The organism is Tardiphaga sp. GW822-FHT04G09 (assembly GCF_058800725.1).
The window spans coordinates 102,755-122,907 of the sequence record NZ_JBXAMO010000002.1; the positions used below are offsets into that span (position 1 = coordinate 102,755).

General features: G+C 61.3%; 17 protein-coding genes. 7 read left to right on the forward strand and 10 right to left on the reverse strand.

Annotation, left to right across the window (positions count from 1 at the left end):
• Positions 1–151: 151 nt before the first annotated feature.
• On the reverse strand, positions 152–1,375 hold the full coding sequence (locus AC1RLZ_RS04230) for an FAD-dependent oxidoreductase (RefSeq protein ID WP_493187607.1): 1,224 nt from the start codon (positions 1,373–1,375) through the stop codon (positions 152–154).
• A gap of 176 nt (positions 1,376–1,551) precedes the next feature.
• Here AC1RLZ_RS04230 and AC1RLZ_RS04235 point away from each other — a divergent pair, with 176 nt between their 5' ends.
• The gene (locus AC1RLZ_RS04235) at positions 1,552–2,442 is read left to right on the forward strand and encodes a LysR substrate-binding domain-containing protein (protein ID WP_493187608.1); all 891 of its coding nucleotides are present in this window, start codon (positions 1,552–1,554) and stop codon (positions 2,440–2,442) included.
• A gap of 136 nt (positions 2,443–2,578) precedes the next feature.
• Here AC1RLZ_RS04235 and AC1RLZ_RS04240 read toward each other — a convergent pair whose 3' ends face one another.
• Positions 2,579–3,799: an ABC transporter substrate-binding protein gene (locus AC1RLZ_RS04240; protein ID WP_493187609.1), complete on the reverse strand. Its 1,221-nt coding sequence runs from the start codon at positions 3,797–3,799 to the stop codon at positions 2,579–2,581.
• A 214-nt stretch (positions 3,800–4,013) separates the two neighbouring features.
• Here AC1RLZ_RS04240 and AC1RLZ_RS04245 point away from each other — a divergent pair, with 214 nt between their 5' ends.
• Positions 4,014–4,922 carry a lipase family protein gene (locus AC1RLZ_RS04245; RefSeq protein ID WP_493187610.1) on the forward strand — a complete coding sequence of 303 codons (909 nt, stop codon included), beginning with the start codon at positions 4,014–4,016 and terminating at the stop codon, positions 4,920–4,922.
• A gap of 24 nt (positions 4,923–4,946) precedes the next feature.
• Here AC1RLZ_RS04245 and lepA read toward each other — a convergent pair whose 3' ends face one another.
• Positions 4,947–6,752: a translation elongation factor 4 gene (lepA, locus tag AC1RLZ_RS04250; RefSeq protein ID WP_493187611.1), complete on the reverse strand. Its 1,806-nt coding sequence runs from the start codon at positions 6,750–6,752 to the stop codon at positions 4,947–4,949.
• 126 nt (positions 6,753–6,878) lie between these two features.
• Between lepA and AC1RLZ_RS04255 the strand changes: the two genes are divergently transcribed.
• The gene (locus AC1RLZ_RS04255) at positions 6,879–8,510 is read left to right on the forward strand and encodes a glycosyltransferase family 39 protein (RefSeq protein WP_493187612.1); all 1,632 of its coding nucleotides are present in this window, start codon (positions 6,879–6,881) and stop codon (positions 8,508–8,510) included.
• A 32-nt stretch (positions 8,511–8,542) separates the two neighbouring features.
• Here AC1RLZ_RS04255 and AC1RLZ_RS04260 read toward each other — a convergent pair whose 3' ends face one another.
• From AC1RLZ_RS04260 to AC1RLZ_RS04280, 5 genes are all read right to left on the reverse strand, one after another.
• Positions 8,543–8,845, reverse strand: a complete 303-nt coding sequence (locus tag AC1RLZ_RS04260; RefSeq protein ID WP_493187613.1) for an HPr family phosphocarrier protein — start codon at positions 8,843–8,845, stop codon at positions 8,543–8,545.
• Positions 8,842–9,243: a PTS sugar transporter subunit IIA gene (locus tag AC1RLZ_RS04265; protein WP_068733893.1), complete on the reverse strand. Its 402-nt coding sequence runs from the start codon at positions 9,241–9,243 to the stop codon at positions 8,842–8,844. The genes AC1RLZ_RS04260 and AC1RLZ_RS04265 overlap by 4 nt, the downstream gene beginning before the upstream one ends.
• Before the next feature lie 131 nt (positions 9,244–9,374).
• Entirely contained in the window at positions 9,375–9,857 is a 483-nt protein-coding gene (locus tag AC1RLZ_RS04270) for an HPr kinase/phosphorylase (protein ID WP_493187988.1), read from the reverse strand.
• A 38-nt stretch (positions 9,858–9,895) separates the two neighbouring features.
• Positions 9,896–11,701 carry a stimulus-sensing domain-containing protein gene (locus AC1RLZ_RS04275; RefSeq protein WP_493187989.1) on the reverse strand — a complete coding sequence of 602 codons (1,806 nt, stop codon included), beginning with the start codon at positions 11,699–11,701 and terminating at the stop codon, positions 9,896–9,898.
• Positions 11,702–11,836: 135 nt separating this feature from the next.
• Positions 11,837–12,538 (reverse strand): response regulator transcription factor, encoded by a 702-nt coding sequence (locus tag AC1RLZ_RS04280; RefSeq protein ID WP_068733897.1) that lies wholly within the window; start codon positions 12,536–12,538, stop codon positions 11,837–11,839.
• A gap of 230 nt (positions 12,539–12,768) precedes the next feature.
• Between AC1RLZ_RS04280 and AC1RLZ_RS04285 the strand changes: the two genes are divergently transcribed.
• From AC1RLZ_RS04285 to AC1RLZ_RS04295, 3 genes are all read left to right on the forward strand, one after another.
• Positions 12,769–13,506, forward strand: a complete 738-nt coding sequence (locus tag AC1RLZ_RS04285) for a HugZ family pyridoxamine 5'-phosphate oxidase (RefSeq protein ID WP_493187614.1) — start codon at positions 12,769–12,771, stop codon at positions 13,504–13,506.
• A gap of 183 nt (positions 13,507–13,689) precedes the next feature.
• The gene (locus tag AC1RLZ_RS04290; protein ID WP_493187615.1) at positions 13,690–15,303 is read left to right on the forward strand and encodes a phosphoenolpyruvate carboxykinase; all 1,614 of its coding nucleotides are present in this window, start codon (positions 13,690–13,692) and stop codon (positions 15,301–15,303) included.
• Between the two features lie 200 nt (positions 15,304–15,503).
• Positions 15,504–15,941 carry an EamA family transporter gene (locus AC1RLZ_RS04295; RefSeq protein ID WP_493187616.1) on the forward strand — a complete coding sequence of 146 codons (438 nt, stop codon included), beginning with the start codon at positions 15,504–15,506 and terminating at the stop codon, positions 15,939–15,941.
• A 12-nt stretch (positions 15,942–15,953) separates the two neighbouring features.
• Here the strand turns inward: AC1RLZ_RS04295 and AC1RLZ_RS04300 are convergent, their stop codons facing one another.
• Positions 15,954–18,485 carry a glycogen/starch/alpha-glucan phosphorylase gene (locus AC1RLZ_RS04300; protein ID WP_493187617.1) on the reverse strand — a complete coding sequence of 844 codons (2,532 nt, stop codon included), beginning with the start codon at positions 18,483–18,485 and terminating at the stop codon, positions 15,954–15,956.
• Positions 18,486–18,800: 315 nt separating this feature from the next.
• Here AC1RLZ_RS04300 and AC1RLZ_RS04305 point away from each other — a divergent pair, with 315 nt between their 5' ends.
• Complete coding sequence (locus AC1RLZ_RS04305) at positions 18,801–19,232, forward strand: hypothetical protein (RefSeq protein ID WP_493187618.1); 432 nt, start codon at positions 18,801–18,803, stop codon at positions 19,230–19,232.
• Position 19,233: 1 nt separating this feature from the next.
• On the opposite strand, the gene AC1RLZ_RS04310 is transcribed toward AC1RLZ_RS04305, so the two are convergent.
• On the reverse strand, positions 19,234–20,055 hold the full coding sequence (locus AC1RLZ_RS04310; RefSeq protein ID WP_493187619.1) for a DUF2865 domain-containing protein: 822 nt from the start codon (positions 20,053–20,055) through the stop codon (positions 19,234–19,236).
• Positions 20,056–20,153 lie beyond the last annotated feature (98 nt).

The window sequence follows — 20,153 nt, forward strand, 5'->3', positions numbered from 1 at the left end:
TAAATCCTTGCTTGGCATTCTGAACATCCTGTGTGAGTCCCTGGGAACCATGGCGTTGGCTCCTCCAAGTTTGCTGGCGCTTCCACTGGTGCGGTTCTTGTCCAGCCGAGTGACCGGTTGCCGTCGACATCGTCTCAGAGAGAGACGGTGATCACCCCGGGCTGAGCTCGGCGACATGCAGCGAGGCAGCCCGCTCGAGCGAGTCCAGCATCGCGATCCGTCGCAAGAGTGCTCGTCCCTTTTCCGGATCGGCGGCTGCTGCGCGAATGTCGTCGCGGAAACGCGCGCGATCGGCTTCGTCTTTCGCTTCCAGATTTTTCTTGTTGCGAATGGTGTCGCCCTGAATGGCCTGCATGGTGACCGTGCGACGCTGAAGATCATAATCGGCGAGAACGCGTTCATCGGCCGTACCGTTGATGACCGGACCCAGCTTCGCCGTCAGGTTCAGTGCATCGTGAATGCCGCCATTCATGCCCATGCCGCCGAGCGGATTGTTGATATGGGCCGCGTCGCCGGCCAGGAACGTGCGGCCTTTCTGGAAATTCGCGGCGACACGCTGATGCACACGATAGAGCGTCGTGTGGAGAATGGGGGCGTCCAGCTCTGCGGGAACGATCCGCCGGATCGACGCCGTTACATAGGCTTCGGACAGCGCTTCCTCATCGGATGTTTCCGCGGCTACCGGCATCATCACGCGCCATGCGCCGAGGATACGCAGGAGGAAGTACCAGCGTTCGGGATCGGCGACATAGCTGACCGACGAGACGCCCGGACGAAGCGCCGTGAAATCGACCGGTGTCGTCATCACGAGGAAGCGCTCGGGCCAGGTGAAGCCCTCGAATTCCATGTCCTGGCTGCGGCGAACGATGCTGTTCGCGCCATCGGCGCCGATCAGCCAGGCGCATTCGTGCGTCGCGTCGTGGCCGTTGGTCGTGACGACCACCTTGACGGTATCGCTGGTCTGCTCGACGGATTTGACCTCGCTGCCGAATGCGATCGAGAACAGTGGATTGCCGGCCAGGGCATCCAGAATGATACGGGTGAGCTTGAACTGTTCGGCCTGCAGACGGAAAGGATGCCGCACCAGATCGGAAATCGCCGCGAAATCGAAGGTGCCGAGCAGTCCGTCCTCGGACGAACTGTACTGGACCGTCGGCGCCTTCAGTCCCTGCGCAATCAACGCGCTGGCGAAACCGAGATCGTCGAGCATGTCCAGCGTCGGCGGATGGAACGTCGATGCACGCGACTCGGTGCCCAAGGTATCGCTCTTCTCCAACACCAGAACCGGAATGTTCTGACGCACCAGATCTGCGGCTGCCACCATGCCGACCGGCCCCGCACCGGCGATGATCACGGGAAGCTTCGCGTTACTCATTGTATCAAGACCTCTTGCGGGATTTCCCGAGCGCCTCGGCTCTCATCGACGACCGCTCGGAAACGGCCAGTCGTCGTTGCCGTCATGACTTTTATCATCGGCCGGCAGATTGTTGCCTTGTGCTTAGGCGTGCAAACAATTTAATCTGCGGACATCTTGCGTTTTTGGAATGAACTATGCGCCGCAGAATACCCAGCCTCGGCGCGCTGATGGCATTCAGCGCGGCCGCCAAGCACCTCAGCGTCACCCGTGCCGCCAGCGAACTCGCGCTGACCGAAAGCGCAGTGTCGCGCCAGATTGCACAGCTGGAGACGCAGCTTGGCGTGAAACTGTTTCATCGCATCAAGAAGCGGATCACGTTGACGCGTGCAGGGGCGGCCTACAGCACCCGCGTGGCGCAGACGATCGAGCGGATCGAGCGCGATGCCCTTGAAATCATGGGCTACGAGGCGGACGGCATGGTGCTCGATGTCGCGGCGCTGCCCACCGTCGGTGCCCAGTGGCTCATTCCGCGCCTGCCGGATTTCTATGCGCGCCATCCCGGCGTCGCCGTCAATGTGAGCGCGCGCAACACGCGCTTCTTCTTCAGCGAGACCGCACTCGATGGTGCGTTGTATTTCGGCGAGCCGGACTGGCCCGGCACGCAGGCCGACTACCTGTTCGACGAAATTCTTCTACCCGTCGGATCGCCGGCGCTGATCGGCAGGCGCGGCGAATTGCCGCCGGGCGAGGTTGCCGAATTGCGGCTTCTGCATCTGGTCACGCGACCCGATGCATGGCGTCGCTGGTTCGATGCCGCGGAGCTTGGCGGCACGAATGTGATCCGCGGGCCGCGCTTCGATATCCAGTCCACGCTGATCAGTGCGGCAAGCTCCGGTCTTGGCGTCGCCCTGCTTCCCGAATTCCTGATTTCCGACCAGTTGAGATCCGGCAAGCTGCGGGTGCTGTCGAGCCTGACCCTGAAAAGCGTCGGCTCGTATTATTTCGCCTGCCCGGAGGAGAAAGTCGAGAGTCCCTTGCTGCAGGCTTTCCGTGCATGGTTGCTGTCGCAAGCCCAGGCGGCCTGAACATTCTCCGACTGTCATCGCCCGCGAAGGCGGGCGATCCAGTAGACAGCTGTCGCTGACGATCGCATTAGCTACGCCGTATATTGGGCCGCCCGGTCAAGCCGGGCGACGACAGTCTGTGTATGCAGAGAGCTGCTCAGTCCTTCTTCACATACTGGCAGCCGCCATCCTTCATCGGCCGGAACACCTGATCGCCGGGTACTTCCGCGAGCACCTTGTAGTAATCCCACGGCGCCTTGGATTCTTCCGGCTTCTTCACTTCGAGCAGGAACATGCTATGCACCATGCGGCCGTCCTCGCGGAGATAGCCGTTGTCCGTGAAGGCATCGCGCACCGGCATTTCGCGCATCTTCGCGAGCACCGGCTTGGTGGCGCGGGTGCCTGCCGCCTGCACGGATTTGAGATAATGCAGCGTGGCGCTGTAGGTCGCCGCCTGATTCATCGTCGGCATCCGCTTCATCCTGTCGAAGAACTTCTTGCCAAAAGCCCGGGTGCGATCGTTGAGGTCCCAGTAATAGGCCTCGGTAATGATCAGGCCTTGCGCCATTTTCAGGCCGAGCGAGTGGATGTCGGAGATGAACATCACGATGCCCGCCAGCTTCTGGCCGCCGGCGACGATGCCGAACTCGGACGCCTGTTTGATGGTGTTGATGGTGTCGCCGCCGCCATTGGCCATGCCAATGATCTTGGCCTTCGACGATTGTGCCTGCAGCAGGAAGGACGAGAAGTCCGCCGTGTTGAGCGGGTGCTTGGCGCTGCCGACCACCTTGCCGCCCGCGGCGCGTACCACGTCGCCGGTGTCGCGTTCGATGGAATGGCCGAACAGATAGTCCGCCGTGATGAAATACCAGGAGTCGCCGCCCTGTTTGACGATGGCACTGCCGACCGTGTGGGCGTTGCCATAGGTGTCATAGGTCCAGTGCGCGGTATAGGGCGAGCAGGACTTGCCGGTGATGTCCGACGAGGCAGCGTCGGTGACGATCATGATCTTCTCGAACTGCTTCGACATCTCCATGCCGGCCAGCGCGGTGGCGGATGTCGGCATGTCGATGATCATGTCGACATTCTCGGCTTCATACCATTTGCGTGAAATAGTTGCGGCGACGTCGGCCTTGTTCAGCGCGTCGGCGGTGACCATCTCGATCGGCTTGTCGAACATCTTGCCGCCGAATTCCTCGATGGCGATCCTGGCTGCTTCGACATTGCCCTGGCCGCCGATATCGGCATAGACCGAGGCGAAGTCGGCGAGCACGCCGATCTTGAGCGGAAGCGTGTTGGCCTGCTGAGCCAGTGCGGAAGCGCCAAAAAGCAGCGAAACAGCAAACGTCGTAGCCGCAACCGTGCGGTGTGCGATCATTCAATCCTCCCCAAATTTTCATACGCGCCGTTTTCGGCGTCGTGGAGGCACCATGGGGGGCGAAGGGCGGGGAGGCAAGGATTTGTAGTGGGGCGGATAGCCGCCGCAGTTTGCCACGGTGTGCCACCACATATCCGCGCGACGGAATTGCAATCAGAAGTAGCGAATTCCTGCGGTTAGAGTAGGTTTGAAGGACTGTCGATTGGGGGCGCATATGGTCGATATCGGATCTTTCGAGCCAGACGATCTCAAAAACATCCCGACATTTCGTGCCGCCTATTCGGATCGCACGGCCCTCCTGATGGCGAAACTGGCTTATCGCGCCTACACATCGTTCGATGTGGATGATGCCGCGTTTCGCAGCTTCAATGACGAGTTATGCAAACAGGGTTTTACGGCCTGCAAGGGACTCATCGACCGCGATGTCGGCACTGCAGGCTATGTCGTCGATGGAAGCGACATCATTGTCATCGTGTTTCGCGGAACGGAGGACACGCTCGACTGGATGACGAACGTCAATGCGAGATTCGTCGCCCTGCAAGGTGGCACGCGCGTTCACACCGGATTCTTTCAGGCCTACTGGCCGATCCGCGACGTCATGTTTGACTTCATCAGGCAGGCGCTGAAGGAAAAGCTGAGGCCGATCTATATCACCGGGCACTCGCTAGGCGGCGCCCTTGCGCTTATGGCAACGGCCGAACTCGCCAATGACGAAGACGCAACAGTGCGGGATTGTATTGCAGCTTGCTATACGTTCGGGTGTCCCCGCGCGGGCGACAGTTCATTCGATCTCTATGTGAAAGCGCCGTTGTACCGGATCACCAACGGGGTCGATCTGGTGCCAGCCATTCCGCCTGCGATCCTCGGCTATCGTCATGTCGGGGATACCAGGTATTTCGGAAAATCCGGAACGTCGCCGGTGCGGCGTTCGCCGAACATTCTACAGAAAACCTGGCGAACGCTTTGGGGACTGGGGGCCCTGATCAGTCGCGGGACATTCTCCAATATCGCCGATCACAGCATGTCTGTTTACGTCGGCAAGCTGGCCGCCTGGGCCAACGAAAATCTCAAGCAAACGCAGGATCGACGCGAATCGACAGCTGATCCCAAGATCTCTAAATGAGCCGAGCGGCAGGATAGCTGATCCTCAGCTATCCACCTTCAGCGCGGCAATGAATGCTTCCTGCGGAATGTCGACCTTGCCGAACTGCCGCATCTTCTTCTTGCCTTCCTTCTGCTTCTCCAGAAGCTTGCGCTTGCGGCTGATATCGCCGCCATAGCACTTCGCGGTCACGTCCTTGCGCAGCGCGCGGACGGTTTCGCGGGCAATCACCTTGCCGCCGATCGCTGCCTGGATCGGAATGACGAACATGTGCGGCGGAATCAGTTCTTTCATCTTCTCGACCATGGCGCGGCCACGGCCTTCGGCGCGGGTGCGATGCACGAGCATCGACAGTGCGTCGACCGGCTCGGCATTGACCAGGATCTGCATCTTGACGAGATCTGCGGCCTTGTAGTCGGTCAGATGATAGTCGAACGAGGCGTAGCCCTTCGAGATCGATTTCAGGCGATCGTAGAAATCGAACACCACTTCGTTGAGCGGCAGCTCGTATTTCACCATTGCGCGGGCGCCGACGTAGGTCAGCTCTTTCTGATTGCCGCGGCGTTCCTGGCAGAGCTTCAGCACGCTGCCGAGATATTCGTCGGGCGTCAGGATCGTGGCTTCGATCCATGGCTCCTGGATCTCGGCGATCTTCACCACATCCGGCATGTCGATCGGATTGTGGATCTCGATCTCCTCGCCATCGGTCAGATGCATCTTGTAGATCACGCTCGGTGCGGTCGCGATCAGGTTGAGGTCGAATTCGCGGCTCAGGCGCTCCTGGATGATTTCCAGATGCAGCAGGCCGAGGAAGCCGCAGCGGAAGCCGAAGCCCAGCGCAGCCGAGGTTTCCATTTCGAACGAGAAGCTTGCGTCGTTCAGCCGCAGCTTGCCCATGGCGGCGCGCAGCGTTTCGAAATCGTCGGCATCGACCGGGAACAGGCCGCAGAACACCACAGGCACTGCGGGCTTGAAGCCCGGCAGCATCTCGGTGATCGGCTTGCGGTCGTCGGTGATGGTGTCGCCGACGCGGGTATCCGCCACTTCCTTGATGGCGGCCGTAATGAAGCCGATCTCGCCGGGACCGAGTTCGTCCACATTGACCATCTTCGGCGTGAAGTAGCCGACGCGCTCGACATCATAGGCCGCGTTGGTGCCCATCATGCGGACGCGCTGGCCCTTCTTCATGACGCCGTCGACGACACGGATGAGGACGACGACGCCGAGATAGACGTCGTACCAGCTATCGACCAGCAGCGCCTTCAGCGTGGCGTCGCGGTCGCCCTTCGGCGGCGGCAGCCGGTGCACGATGGCTTCCAGCACATCAGGCACGCCCAGACCGGTTTTGGCCGAGATCATCAACGCGTCCGAGGCGTCGATGCCGATCACGTCCTCGATCTGCTTCTTCACCTGTTCGGGTTCTGCCGCAGGCAGGTCGACCTTGTTGAGGATCGGCACGATCTCGAGATTGGCATCGAGTGCGTGATAGACATTGGCAAGCGTCTGCGCTTCCACGCCCTGCGAGGCGTCGACCACCAGGAGCGCGCCTTCACAGGCCGCCAGCGATCGCGAGACCTCATAGGCGAAGTCGACGTGGCCGGGCGTGTCCATCAGGTTGAAGATGTAATCCTTGCCGTCCTTGGCCTTGTAATGCAGGCGAACGGTCTGCGCCTTGATGGTGATGCCGCGCTCGCGCTCGATATCCATGGAATCGAGCACCTGCTCCTTCATCTCGCGCGCCTGCAACCCGCCGGTGATCTGGATCAGGCGGTCGGCCAGCGTCGATTTGCCATGGTCGATATGGGCAACGATGGAGAAGTTGCGGACGTTCGAAATCGGGGAGGTTGTCATGCGCGCGGGATAGCATTCAGGCCCCGATGCGGCAACCTTAATACGGGTTTCGGCCTGATTCCCGGCCCTGTTTCCGTCACGGCATCCTGATTTTACTCCGGCCCGAAACACGCTAGGCAGGGCCTCATGAGTACAATCGCTTCCTCCGCCCCCGCCAAGCGCCGGGGCTTGCTGTCGATCGGCCGCCGCGGCGCTGCGCGGCTCGTCGCCTGGGCCGGCAATCCGCAATTGAGCACCCTGCTGGTGCTCGGTTTCACGATCGCCCATGTGGTGCTGTGGACCGCGATCCTGACGCAGGTGAAAGCCGCGCAGGACATCCATTTTGACGTCTCTGAAGGCTATGCCTGGGGGCAGAAGTTCCTGTGGGGCTATGGCAAGCACCCGCCGCTGTCGGGCTGGATCTCGGGCGTCTGGTTCAAATTCTTCCCGCCGGTGGACTGGGCGACCTATCTGCTCGCCATGGTCACGGTCGGCATAGGCATGATCCTTTGCTGGGCGATCGCGCTACGCGTGGTCGATCGGCGCCGTGCCTTTTTCGTGCTGGTGATGGTCGCGATCTATCCGATCTTCAATTTCAAGGGCTTCAAATACAATCCGGACCTGCTGCAGCTGGTGACCTTGCCACTGGTGGTGCTGGCCTATTTGCATGCTTTCGAGAAGCGCTCGATCCGCTCGGGCTTCCTGCTCGGCGTCGCCGCTGCGCTAGCGCTGATGACCAAATACTGGGTGGTGACGATGATCGGCGCCATCGGCCTAGCCGCGCTGATCCATCCGCAGCGGATGCTGTTCCTGCGCTCGCCTGCACCATGGATCGCCATCGTGACGATGGTGGCGGCGATGATTCCGCATCTCGACTGGGTGCGGCAGGTGGAATACGCGCCATTTCGTTACGCCGGTAATACCTATGCGATCTCATCGCGCTGGGAGAGCTTGCAACTGGCGTGGGGCTATGTCGGCCACAATATCGCGCTGCTGCTGTTGCCGCTGGCTCTGGCCGCTGCGGTGCTGGCCTGGGGCCCACGCTGGTGGGCGTCGGTGGCGCGCGATCCCCGCGCATTCGTAAGGCGGCCGTGGTCACTGACGACCAATCCCGGTGTCCGCAGGGATCAGGCCCTGAATATCTGGCTGATCCAGGCTATCGTCGCCGTCGGCCCGCCGATCGGGGCGTTGTTGTTCGACGTCTATATCAAGACCGATTGGGGGATCTCGCTGTTCTTCCTGGTGCCGCTGGCGATCGTTGCAATCCCGTCGCTGAAGATGCCGCGGATCGCGCTGGTCCGGCTCGCCGCGATCTGGCTGGTGCTGTCGCTGGTGATGCTTGCGGCTGCCCCGCAGATCGCCATCGCGTCGCTGCCGCGCGACGCCAATGGCAATTTCGCTCACATCTCCTACTCGCAGCTTGCGCGTGAACTCACCGAAGTCTGGCACACGCGCTTCCACACGCGCTGGAGCGAGGTGGTGGGTTTCGTCGATGTCGCAGAGCAGATGACGTTCTACAGTCCGGATCATCCGCTGCCGTTGACGCCCTATGAGCCATGGCCGTCAGGCGTGACGTCGATGGCCGAAGCGAAGCGCAACGGCTTCATCGGCATCTGCCTTGTAGGGGACTGGAAATTCGAGCGCTGCGAAGCGTGGATGAAGGACAATCTGCCGAATGCCGAACGCATCGTGATGTCGACGCGGCGTTTCTTCAAGGGCAACGTCGGTACGACCGCACGGTGGAATGTCTATGTGGTGGCGCCTGGCGCGATGAAATAGCCGTTCGCTGACGAAACAGCTTCGGCCGGCCGCTACTCTTCGCCGAACTTGTTGGTCACCAGTTCGGTGATCGCGTCGAGGGCGGCTTCAGCCTCGGCGCCTTTGGCGGCAACCAGGATGCTGGTGCCGGGGCCGGCCGACAGCATCATCAGGCCCATGATCGACGTACCGCCAACGGTCTCGCCGTTGCGCGTTACCGTGACGTCGGCATTGAAGCGCTCGACCATCTGCACGAATTTGGCGGAGGCGCGCGCGTGAAGGCCACGTTTGTTGGTGATCGGGATCTCGCGCGAGACGCTACCGGACACCGTCGTATCGTCTGGGCGGTCGCTCATTTGCCGGCGAGAACGCGGCTGGCAATGGTGACGTATTTGCGGCCCGCTTCCTGCGCCATGGCGATCGCATCGGGCAGTGTGCGCTCTTCGCGCACCTTTGCGAGCTTTACCAGCATGGGCAGATTGATACCGGCGAGAACCTCGACCTTCGGCCGGCTCATGCAGGAGATTGCCAGATTCGATGGCGTGCCGCCGAACATGTCAGTGAGGATGGCAACGCCATCGCCACTGTCGACGCGATTGACCGCTTCGATAATGTCGCTTCGACACAAATCGGAATCGTCTTCGGCGCCGATTGTTACGGCTTCAATTTGTTTTTGCGGACCCATTACGTGCTCAAGCGCCGCCTTAAACTCGTCGGCAAGGCGCCCGTGGGTCACAAGTACTAGACCAATCATCGGAAACTCCTCGTGGGTGCTTTTGGTGCACCGCACGAAAGGGCCACTTTGACCATCCAGAGCCCCTATGCAAGAGGGCTCTTCGCGAATCTCCCTTAAATTGCACGGATGCGGCGGGAAGTAGCGCGGGTCTATTCGGTGGCGATAGTGGGACTAATATGGTTACCAATTCCCTTTGAGCAATTGTCCAAAGGTCGCACCGCACTCAAGCCGTCGATTGTTGTCAACGCAGCCACAACCAATGGTAGGGGGTGAAAGCCTGCCCCGACCGGGATTCGAGGCAATTCGACGCCCTCAAGTGCGATTTTGAGCGCTTTCGGCTCCGGCAGGCGCGCGGCGTCGGTTGCGTCGAGATCAACCACCAGCCCGACAATGGCGCCGGTAGCGCAGTCCAGCCGTCGAATCCCGAGCCCTCTGATCTCCAGCAATCCGACCAGTTGGGGCGCCGGCCGTACCCACAGTTTTCCATCCCTGACATCCAGATGCACCCGGTCGTCACCGACCAGCATGGCCTCCGGAAGCTGTCCGCACTGACCGGCAAGGATCAGATCGAACGCCAGCCGCGACTTTCCGGAGCCGGCCGGCCCCCGGATCAGCACGGCGCGATCATTCACCAGTACGGCCGACGCGTGGATGCTTTTGCCATCCGCGCTCATGTGGCCGGCAACCGCACAACGAAGCGTGCACCCAGCACAGGGATCTCGCCGCCGACATTGGCCGGGCCGATACGGTTCTCCGCCCAGACCGTGCCGCCATGGGCCTCGACGATCTGCTTGGAGATCGACAGACCGAGGCCGGAATTCTGACCAAAACCCTGATGCGGCCGGTCGGTATAAAAGCGCTCGAAGATGCGTTCGAGTGCGTCCAGTCCGATGCCCGGGCCATCGTCATCGACGACGATCTCGATCTTGCCTTTCAGGCGGCGACAGACGATCCGCACCTTGCCGCCCGGCGTCGAGAACGACTGTGCATTGGTGACCAGATTGGTAATGACCTGACCGAGGCGAGAGTCGTGGCCGGGCACCGAAAACGCGTCGGTGGCTGCGCCTTCGAAGCGGACTTCAACGCCGACGTCATGACCGAGCTTGGTTTCGTTGGCGACCGAGGTCAGCGTGGTCAGCAACCGCCGGACATCGACGGGCGCGGTGTCGTTGCGCTGTAGTTCGGCGTCGAGACGGCTGGCGTCGGAAATATCCGAGATCAACCGGTCAAGCCGTCGCACATCATGTTCGATGACCGCGAGCAGGCGGCTGCGGCTGTTGTCGTTCTTCGCCAGCGGGAGCGTTTCTACGGCGGAACGCAGCGATGTCAGCGGGTTCTTGAGTTCGTGCGAGACGTCGGCGGCGAACATCTCGATCGCTTCGATGCGGTTATAAAGCGCGTCGGTCATGTCGCGCAGCGCGCCGGATAAATGGCCGATCTCGTCGCGCCGGCGTGTGAAGTCGGGAATCTCGACGCGCGTGCGGATACGGCGGCGAACGCGCTCGGCGCTGTCGGCAAGACGTCGCACCGGACCGGCGATGGTCGATGCCAGCAACAACGACAGCACGATCATGACCACGGCGGCGACCGCAAAGACTTTCAGAATCGCCAGACGCTCGGCCGTCACCATCTGGTCGATGTCGTCGCCCTGGGTCGACAGCATCAGTGAACCATGCACGGCACGGAAGCGCTGCACAGGTACGGCGACCGAGACGATGACTTCGCCGCGTTCGTTGATGCGCACCATGCTGCTCTTCAGGCCGTCGAGCGACTGCTGTACTTCCTGATAGCCGTTGCCGTTTTCCGGGCCAAGTTCGCGATAGAGCGGCAGGTCGCCGCGATTGAGCCAGGTCCGGACCGCGATCATCGTGCGTTCGGCAAAGCCGGGCTTTTCGGTGGTCGGGGGCGGCAGTTCGAAACGCAGCACATCGCCGCGGCCATAAAGGCTGCGGCTGTCGAGGATCAGCACGCCGTCGCGGTCGTAGATGCGCGCACGCGTCTTGGTTGGGGAGATCAGCCGCCGCAGCACCGGCGCGACGCGCTCGGGGTTGATCGGGAAGTCGAGGCCGGAGAGTTCGTCCGGCACGCCGTAGGTTTCGCCTGGCTTGAGATCGAGCAGGCGGTCGGGGTCGATCGTAATCGTATTGGTTTCGACGGTGGCCGAAGCGGCAATGGCGCTCGCGATGATTTCGGCCTGCACCAGAAGGCTCTGCGCGCGTGCGTCGATCAGGCCGGCGCGAAATTGCGAGAGATAGAGAATGCTGGCGACGAGGGCGCAAAGGCCGGCGAGGTTGAGCGAAACGATGCGGCGCGTCAGGCTTGAAAAGGTAAGCGCAACGAAGAATTGCCGGGCGCGGCGCAGCCAGTCGAGCGGGCGCTGCCAGCCGCGATGGGCGCGATCGGCATCGCCGCCTGCCGCATGCGGCGAAGTGCCGTCGGCGTCCAGGCTTTCATCAGGCTGCGTACGATCCAGCAATGCCAAAACTGCCCGGTTGTTGTCGATATCTGCGATGCGCCACGCAATGCTCATTGTTGCGGGGGCGGATGCGCATTCTAGCGCAGCACGGCTGAGCCGTCAGGCCCCAACCGTGCCGCGGGAACCCTCTACAGATCAGGTTTCCTTGAAGCGATAGCCGACGCCGTAGAGCGTCTCGATCATCTCGAAGTCGTCGTCGACGACCTTGAACTTCTTGCGCAGCCGCTTGATGTGGCTGTCGATGGTGCGATCGTCCACATAGACCTGATCGTCATAGGCGGCATCCATCAGCGCGTTGCGGCTCTTCACTACGCCTGGGCGTGTGGCCAGCGCCTGCAGGATCAGGAATTCGGTGACGGTCAGCGTGACCGGCTCATTCTTCCAGGTGCAGGTGTGACGTTCCGGATCCATCCGCAGCAAGCCGCGATCGAGCGCCTTGGCATCGGTCTCCTTCGGAGCGGCAGTCGGATCCTTCGGCGCGGCGCGACGCAGCACGGCCTTCACGCGCTCGACCAGCAGACGCTGCGAGAACGGCTTGCGGATGAAATCGTCGGCGCCCATCTTCAGGCCGAACAGCTCGTCGATCTCTTCGTCCTTCGACGTCAGGAAGATCACCGGCAGATCGGACTTCTGGCGCAGACGACGCAGCGTCTCCATACCGTCCATGCGTGGCATCTTGATATCGAGGATCGCGAGGTCTGGCTGGCTGGTGCGGAAACCATCGAGCGCAGAAGCACCGTCCGTATAGGTCATGATGCGGTAGCCTTCGGCTTCCAGCGCGATCGATACGGATGTGAGAATGTTACGGTCGTCGTCGACCAGAGCGATAGTTGGCATGAGCCTGCTTTCCGAGCGGGATGGGCTATCCGGCAGAATTCGACAATCCGCCGTATGAGGTGGCCTTAAGAACACAGTCAACAAACAAGTCCTGCAACGAGCAATGCAAGCTGGGCTGAAGTGTGGCCGAGTTCCCTAAACGCTTGAATGACGCGTGGGTTCCATAGATGTATAGACCTCCCGGCGAAGAAGAAGAAGCTACTTTTTGCAATGAAATACGGGATTTAACGATGCAACCGACCCCCGATTTCGACCCCTCGCGCGTCACCCGGTCGCTATTGCGGCGCAGTCGGCAGGGTGCCCTGGCCACCCTGACCGTCGGCTCCGGCGATCCTTATTGTGCGTTGGCCAATGTCGCCAGCCACCCGGATGGGTCGCCGATTCTCCTGATTTCCCGGATGGCGCTCCATACCCGGAATATCCTGGCGGATGCCCGCGTCTCGCTGATGCTGGATGAGCGGGCTCCGGGTGACCCCTTGGAGGGCTCGCGCATCATGCTCGGAGGTATCGCGCAGGAGGCCAGCGAGAGCGAAAAATCGCTGCTGCGCCGACGCTATTTGAGTGTCCATCCATCCGCACAAGTCTTTGTGGATTTTAAGGATTTCTCGTTTTTCAGGATCGTGCCGAAGAGCGTCCATCTGGTGGCTGGCTTTGGCCGCATCAACGATCTGACGCCGGAGCAATTTCTGACCGACCTCACCGGTGCCGAAGCGATGCTGGAGGCAGAGGAGGGCGCTGTTGCTCATATGAACGCCGATCATCTCGATGCGCTCAATCTCTATGCAACAAAGCTTCTGCGCGCGGAGGCGGGTGACTGGCGCTGCACCGGATGCGACCCGGACGGTATCGATCTGCAGAACAGCGGGATGGTGATGCGGCTGGACTTTCCGCGGCGGATTGTCACTCCGGGTGCGTTGCGGCAAGTCCTGAAGGAACTCGCAGAGCAGGCCCGCGCTTTGAATAATTGAGCGGTATCAAGTGCCGTGCTGGAATAAACCAAATATACGGACGACAGCTTGGCATTTCACATCTTCGTCACTATTAGATCGCCGGATTACTGGCCGAGCGTTTATAGTGAAGGCTACTGCTGCTGACGTGCAATTGAAGACAGTCGCACAGGTCGGATATGCGGACTCAAGGAGGAATATTCCGTGCAAGAGACGGGCGTACGTAACGGTGCCTATGGCGCCGATAAATTCGGACTGAAAAATCTCAAGGCGGTGAACTGGAATCTCGGCGCACCGCAGCTTTACGAATATTCGCTGCGCAATGGCGAAGCCGAATTGTCGTCCGATGGCGCCCTCTGCGCTGACACGGGTGAATTCACCGGCCGCAGCCCGAAGGACAAGTTCACCGTCAAGGATGCCTCCACCGAACAGATGTGGTGGGCTGGCAATCAGGCGATCACGCCGGAGCAGTTCGAAGCGCTCTATATCGATTTCAAGAAGCACGCCGAAGGCATGACCCTGTTCGCGCAGGACCTTTATGGCGGCGCCGATCCGAGTTTCCAGATCAAGACCCGCGTGTTCACCGAACTCGCCTGGCATTCGCTGTTCATCCGCACGCTGCTGATCCGCCCGGAAGCCGCTGCGTTGAAGGACTTCGTGCCTGAACTGACCATCATCGACCTGCCGAGCTTCAAGGCCGATCCGAAACGTCACGGCTGCCGTTCGGAAAACGTCGTGGCCATCGATTTCGCCCGCAAGATCGTCCTGATCGGCGGGTCTTATTATGCCGGCGAGATGAAGAAGTCGGTCTTCACCACGCTGAACTACTATCTGCCCGCCAAGGGCGTGTTGCCGATGCATTGCTCGGCCAATGTCGGCCCCGATGGCGACAGCGCGATCTTCTTCGGCCTGTCCGGCACCGGCAAGACCACGCTCTCGGCCGATCCGAAGCGCACGTTGATCGGCGACGACGAGCATGGCTGGGGCAAGGACGGCATCTTCAATTTCGAAGGCGGCTGCTACGCCAAGACCATCAAGCTGTCGGCAGAAGCCGAGCCGGCGATCTACGCGGCGAGCAAGCGCTTCGGCGCGGTGCTGGAAAACGTCGTGCTTGACGCCAACACTCGCCTGCCGGATTTCGACGATGGTTCGAAGACCGAGAACACCCGCTCGGCCTATCCGCTCGACTTCATCCCGAATGCGTCGCGCACCGGCCGTGCGCCGCAGCCGAAGAACGTGGTGATGCTCGCCGCCGACGCGTTCGGCGTGCTGCCGCCGATTGCCAAGCTGACGCCAGCGCAGGCGATGTATCACTTCCTGTCCGGCTACACCGCGAAGGTTGCTGGCACCGAGCGTGGTCTCGGTAACGATCCGGAGCCCGAATTCTCGACCTGCTTCGGCTCGCCGTTCCTGCCGCTTGATCCCTCGGTCTATGGCAACATGCTGCGTGACCTGATCGCCAAGCACAATGTCGACTGCTGGCTGGTCAATACCGGCTGGACCGGCGGCAAATACGGCGTCGGTTCGCGCATGCCGATCAAGGTGACGCGCGCGCTGCTCACTGCAGCGCTCAACGGTTCGCTGCGCAGTGTGGAATTCCGCACCGACAAGTATTTCGGTTTCGCAGTCCCGACCGCGCTGGATGGCGTGCCGTCGGAGATCCTCGATCCCGTCAACACCTGGAAGGACAAGGCCGAATTCGATGCCACCGCGCGCAAGCTGGTCGGCATGTTCCAGAAGAACTTCGCCAAGTTCGAAGCGCAGGTCGATGCGGAAGTCCGCGCCGCCGCGCCGGATGTGAAGCTGGCGGCGGAGTAAGTCGCTGTAGCGATTAGGAACGCGAAAGGGCGGCCGCAAGGCCGCCTTTTTCATGTCACGCGAAATCTATCAACCGTCACGCCCGGCCATGACGAAACCGTTAGTCGGAATGCGATGCACGACCAGCTAGAACGCGAAGGCTGGATTGCTTCGTCGCAAGGGCTCCTCGCAATGACGGCTGACAGGTAAGGACACTTCAAATGAAAAACGTCATGCTCACCTGGCCGTTCTGGGCGCTGCTGTCCGCGGCCTTTGCGGCGCTCACGGCGATCTTCGCCAAGGTCGGCATCGAGAACGTCAATTCGGACTTCGCGACCTTCATCCGCACCATCGTCATTCTCTTTGCCGCTGGCATGATGGTTTATGTCACGGGCAACTGGCAATCGCCGTCAGCCGTCTCGCCGAAGACGTGGTTTTTCCTCGTGCTGTCAGGATTGGCGACCGGTGCCTCATGGATCTGCTATTTCCGTGCGCTGAAACTCGGCAATGCCGCGCAAGTCACGCCGATCGACAAGCTCAGCGTCGTGTTCGTCGCAGTGTTCGCCGTATTGTTTCTCGGCGAGAAACTGTCGCTGCCGAACTGGCTCGGCGTCATCCTGATCGCTTGCGGCGCGGTGCTCGTTGCCTATCGCGCGTGAGCACCGCCGCGCTCACGTCGCCTTGCGTGCCTGCAGACCCGTTGTGCCCGGTAGATCGCCAGCAATCGGCACGCCCCAGATATCATCGGCATATTCACGGATCGTGCGGTCCGACGAGAACCAGCCCATCCGTGCGGTGTTGAGAATCGCGGCGCGGCTCCAGGCTGAGCCGGCCCTCCATCGCGTGTCGATGCCGCGCTGGGCTTCGTAATAGGAATCGAAGTCAGCACTCACGACGTAATGGTCGAGATGGCGCAGCGCGTGGCCAACCGACGCGTAACGGCCGGGATCGTCCGGCGAGAATGCGCCGGTCTCGATGGCCTGGATGGCACGCCCGAGATTTGGCGATTTGTTGATGACGTCCGAGGCGTCGAGGCCCTTGGCGCGGCGCTCGACAACTTCCGCAGCAGTCATGCCGAAGATCGCGATATTCTCCGGGCCGACATTGTCGCGGATCTCGATATTGGCGCCGTCCAGTGTGCCGATGGTCAGCGCGCCGTTCAGCGACAGTTTCATATTGCCGGTGCCGGAGGCCTCCATGCCGGCGGTGGAGATCTGCTCGGAGAGGTCGGCGGCGGGAATGATGACTTCCGCGAGGCTGACATTGTAATCCGGCAGGAACGCCACCTTCAGCTTGCCGCCGATCGTGGTATCGTTGTTCACGATATCAGCGACATCGTTGATCAGGCGAATGATCAGCTTGGCATAGCGATAGCTCGCCGCCGCCTTGCCGGCGAAAATCTTGACGCGTGGCACCCAGTCCTTGCCCGGCTCGTCCTTGATCGCCTGATAGAGCGCAACGGTCTCGACGAGATTGAGAAGCTGCCGCTTATATTCGTGGATGCGTTTGATCTGCACGTCGAACAGCGCCGAGGGATCGGCCTGAACGCCGAGCTTCTCGCCGATCACGCGCGCAAGTGCGAGCTTGTTGTGATGTTTGACCTTGCGGAATTCCTGCTGGAACGCAGCGTCGCCGGCAAAGGCCTCCAGCTTGATGAGCCGCGTGGGATCGTCGAGCACGGCCTCGCCGCAGGTGGCGCGCAACAGGTCGGTGAGTTTCGGATTGGCCAGCATCAGCCAGCGGCGGAAAGTAATGCCGTTGGTCTTGTTGGTGATACGGCCGGGATAGAGCTGGTTGAGATCGTGGAAAACGGTCTCCTTCATCAGCTCCGAATGCATCGCCGATACGCCGTTGATGCGGTGCGAGCCGATGAAAGCGAGATTGCCCATGCGGACGCGGCGGCCGGAGGTCTCGTCGATGATTGAGACCGAGGCGCGATAGGCGGTGTCGCCTGGACGCGTCGCATCGGCACGATCGAGATGCGCTTCATTGATGCGATAGATGATCTCGAGATGCCGCGGCAGCAGCCGCTGGAACAGTTCGACCGGCCAGGTCTCCAGCGCTTCGGGCAACAGCGTATGGTTGGTGTAGGACAGCGTTGCGTTGGTGATCTGCCAGGCGGCGTCCCAGCGCATATTGTGCTGGTCGACCAGAATGCGCATCAGCTCGGCGATCGCCAGGCTCGGATGCGTGTCGTTCATCTGCACCGCGGCCTTGTTGGCGAGGCCACGCAAATTGCCGTCGGAGTGGAGATGACGCTTGACGAGATCCTGCAGCGACGCAGAGACGAAGAAGTATTCCTGCCGCAACCGCAATTCGCGGCCGGCAGCACTCTCATCGTTCGGATAGAGGAATTTGCAGATGGCTTCGGCGCGCGCCTGTTCGGCGCTGGCGCTGACATAGTCACCGGTGTTGAACACGTCGAGCCGCAACGGATCCGGCGCGCGCGCCGACCACAGCCGCAGTGCGTTCACATGCTGGCCGCGCCAGCCGACGATCGGCGTATCATAGGCAACGGCCTCGACAGTCTCGCCGGGATGCCAGATGACCTGCTTGCGGCCCTTGCCGTCCTCGATGGTCTCGATACTGCCGCCGAAGTGGATGTCATACCGCACCTCGCGCCGCGGCATCTCCCAGGGGTTGCCGAAGCCCAGCCATTCATCAGGATATTCCTGCTGCACGCCATGGGAGATGATCTGGCGGAACAGGCCGAAATCGTAGCGGATGCCGTAGCCGAAAGCCGGAATGCCGAGCGTTGCCATGCTTTCCATGAAACAGGCAGCGAGGCGGCCGAGACCGCCATTGCCCAGCGCTGCGTCGGGCTCGCATTTGCGGAGTTCGTCGAGGCCGACGCCGAGATCGCCGAGGGCTGCTTCGAACAGCGGCAGCAGGCCCATATTGTTCAGCGCGTCGGTGAACAGGCGGCCGATCAGGAATTCCAGTGAGAGGTAATAGACCCGCTTGCGGCCGGCGTCGTAGCTCTCTTTGTCCGAGGTAAGCCAGCGATGCACCATGCGGTCGCGCAGCGTCAGAGCGGCAGCCTTGTACCAGTCGTGCTTGGTGGCGAAGGCCGCTTCCTTGCCGATCGCCAGCCTCAGCTTGACGAGAATGGCGCTCTTGATGTCGGCGAGCGCCAGCTCGTCCACGGGGGCATTCGCCGGCTGGAATTTTGCTGGGACTGATAGATCTGACAAACCGGCCATCCTGAGCTGTGTCACTGACGAAAATCATACGCGTATTTGACTGCTGCCGGAACCCGTGGCGGTGGCGAGCTTTTGCAATGGAACTGCCCTGGATTTGAGCAGTCGGCGGAGCCGGAGCTATGCCGTTACGAGCGGCGGCGAAAGGGACGCTGGAGTTATCAGCTTGAGCTCTGCCAGTCCGATGACCTCACGGGGCAGGAATGGGTAAATAAGATGGAACAAATTAAGAACAAATTAGTAAGCTATTGATATTCCGATGTGATTCGTTGCAGTCGCCCACAATATCTATGGTCTGTTCAAGCTCGCGAGGACTAGATGTCCACCATTGCCTTCGATCAGTTTGCTCTCACCCGAATCGCCGATTACGCGCGGTCGCTGTCGCGGCTGCATCTGATGGCGCGTCGGCATCCCATCGATGACGATCAGATCGATCGCGAGTTCAACACCGTTTGCCTCTCGGTCTGGGGCTATACGACGGACGACATCAGCGATGACCTGTTCTCACTGGAAGATCACGCCTGGCTCGACCAGCTCGACGAGGCGCATGCGCGGATCTTTGCGGCCGAACAGGGCTACGACCTCGTCGATGACCACGGCATGCTCACAGACTGGTGGGGGTATTGCTGGATGATCCTTGCCGAGAAGCGCGGATTGCTGACCCCGGAGAATCGCGCGGCCGCACGTGCGGAGATCGAGGAGAAGTATCTCTCGGCGCCGAACGTCATCGGCGTCATCGTCGGACGATGATCTACTGAAGCTCGGCGCGCTTGGCGCGGGTGGCCGGGGCAGTCTTCGGAATGACGGTTGTGGCAGGGGCAGGAACTGGCGCGGCATCGCGCGCGGCTTCCGGCATCGGCGCTTCGTCGGTGACCATTTCGGCGGAGACCGGCGCGACCTTCATCTCGCCGAGCCGGGCACGGACGTCGGAGGTCAGGCCGGGATAGTTCGCCACTGGCGTAAATTCAGCGGTCTGGGTGTTGCCGGTGCGGACGCCCGAGAAAGCGACAAGCCCGTTAGTGGTGGCAACCACGTCGCCGGGACGCAGGGAAGTATCGAGCGTCAAATCGACCGGCGCGAGTCCCCAGGAATCGCGGCCGTTGCAGGTGCAGTCGGCCTTGAGGGCCTTGCGATATGCGAAGGCATTTTCGAGATCGTTATAACGCTCGCCGGTGCTCGACGATGCGCTTTCGATGCTGCTGCCGAACAGGATCTTGGTGGTCGCCGCCGGGCAGAATGCCTGGCACATCTGTGCCTGGCTCATGCCGCGGCCGAGCGGAAAATATTTGCCGTCGCAGGTGCGCACGCAGAAGGCGGGACCGGAGCCGCCGGCGGATGGGCTCCGCTGGGGCGGCGGCGCTTCGACTGGCGTGTTGAGGCCGAACGGATCCGAGAAAAAATTGCTCTCGGGCGCGCCGCGGCGCTGCTGCTGTTTCTGCGGCTGGCTGCCACCGAACAGGAAATCGAAGAAATTCTGCGCAGACGCCATCTGCGGGGTCAGCGCGCCGAGGCTCATGGCCGTCAGCAGCACCAAGGGACGCACGACTCGCGACGATGTTCGATTGTGACGCAACGCCAGCTCCGCGACCGCATGTCAGTGCCGGAGCGCAAACGCTCCGATGCGGTGTCAGGTTAGGGCGTCATGGTAAATGAATGGTAACCGCGCGGCGG

Coding starts and splice junctions, on each gene's coding strand:
- AC1RLZ_RS04265 (WP_068733893.1), bottom strand. CDS start 9,243: ATGATTGGTCTAGTACTTGTGACCCACGGGCGCCTTGCCGACGAGTTT.
- AC1RLZ_RS04285 (WP_493187614.1), top strand. CDS start 12,769: ATGCAACCGACCCCCGATTTCGACCCCTCGCGCGTCACCCGGTCGCTA.
- AC1RLZ_RS04245 (WP_493187610.1), top strand. CDS start 4,014: ATGGTCGATATCGGATCTTTCGAGCCAGACGATCTCAAAAACATCCCG.
- AC1RLZ_RS04280 (WP_068733897.1), bottom strand. CDS start 12,538: ATGCCAACTATCGCTCTGGTCGACGACGACCGTAACATTCTCACATCC.
- AC1RLZ_RS04230 (WP_493187607.1), bottom strand. CDS start 1,375: ATGAGTAACGCGAAGCTTCCCGTGATCATCGCCGGTGCGGGGCCGGTC.
- AC1RLZ_RS04260 (WP_493187613.1), bottom strand. CDS start 8,845: ATGAGCGACCGCCCAGACGATACGACGGTGTCCGGTAGCGTCTCGCGC.
- AC1RLZ_RS04240 (WP_493187609.1), bottom strand. CDS start 3,799: ATGATCGCACACCGCACGGTTGCGGCTACGACGTTTGCTGTTTCGCTG.
- AC1RLZ_RS04300 (WP_493187617.1), bottom strand. CDS start 18,485: ATGGCCGGTTTGTCAGATCTATCAGTCCCAGCAAAATTCCAGCCGGCG.
- AC1RLZ_RS04305 (WP_493187618.1), top strand. CDS start 18,801: ATGTCCACCATTGCCTTCGATCAGTTTGCTCTCACCCGAATCGCCGAT.
- AC1RLZ_RS04235 (WP_493187608.1), top strand. CDS start 1,552: ATGCGCCGCAGAATACCCAGCCTCGGCGCGCTGATGGCATTCAGCGCG.
- AC1RLZ_RS04255 (WP_493187612.1), top strand. CDS start 6,879: ATGAGTACAATCGCTTCCTCCGCCCCCGCCAAGCGCCGGGGCTTGCTG.
- lepA (WP_493187611.1), bottom strand. CDS start 6,752: ATGACAACCTCCCCGATTTCGAACGTCCGCAACTTCTCCATCGTTGCC.
- AC1RLZ_RS04295 (WP_493187616.1), top strand. CDS start 15,504: ATGAAAAACGTCATGCTCACCTGGCCGTTCTGGGCGCTGCTGTCCGCG.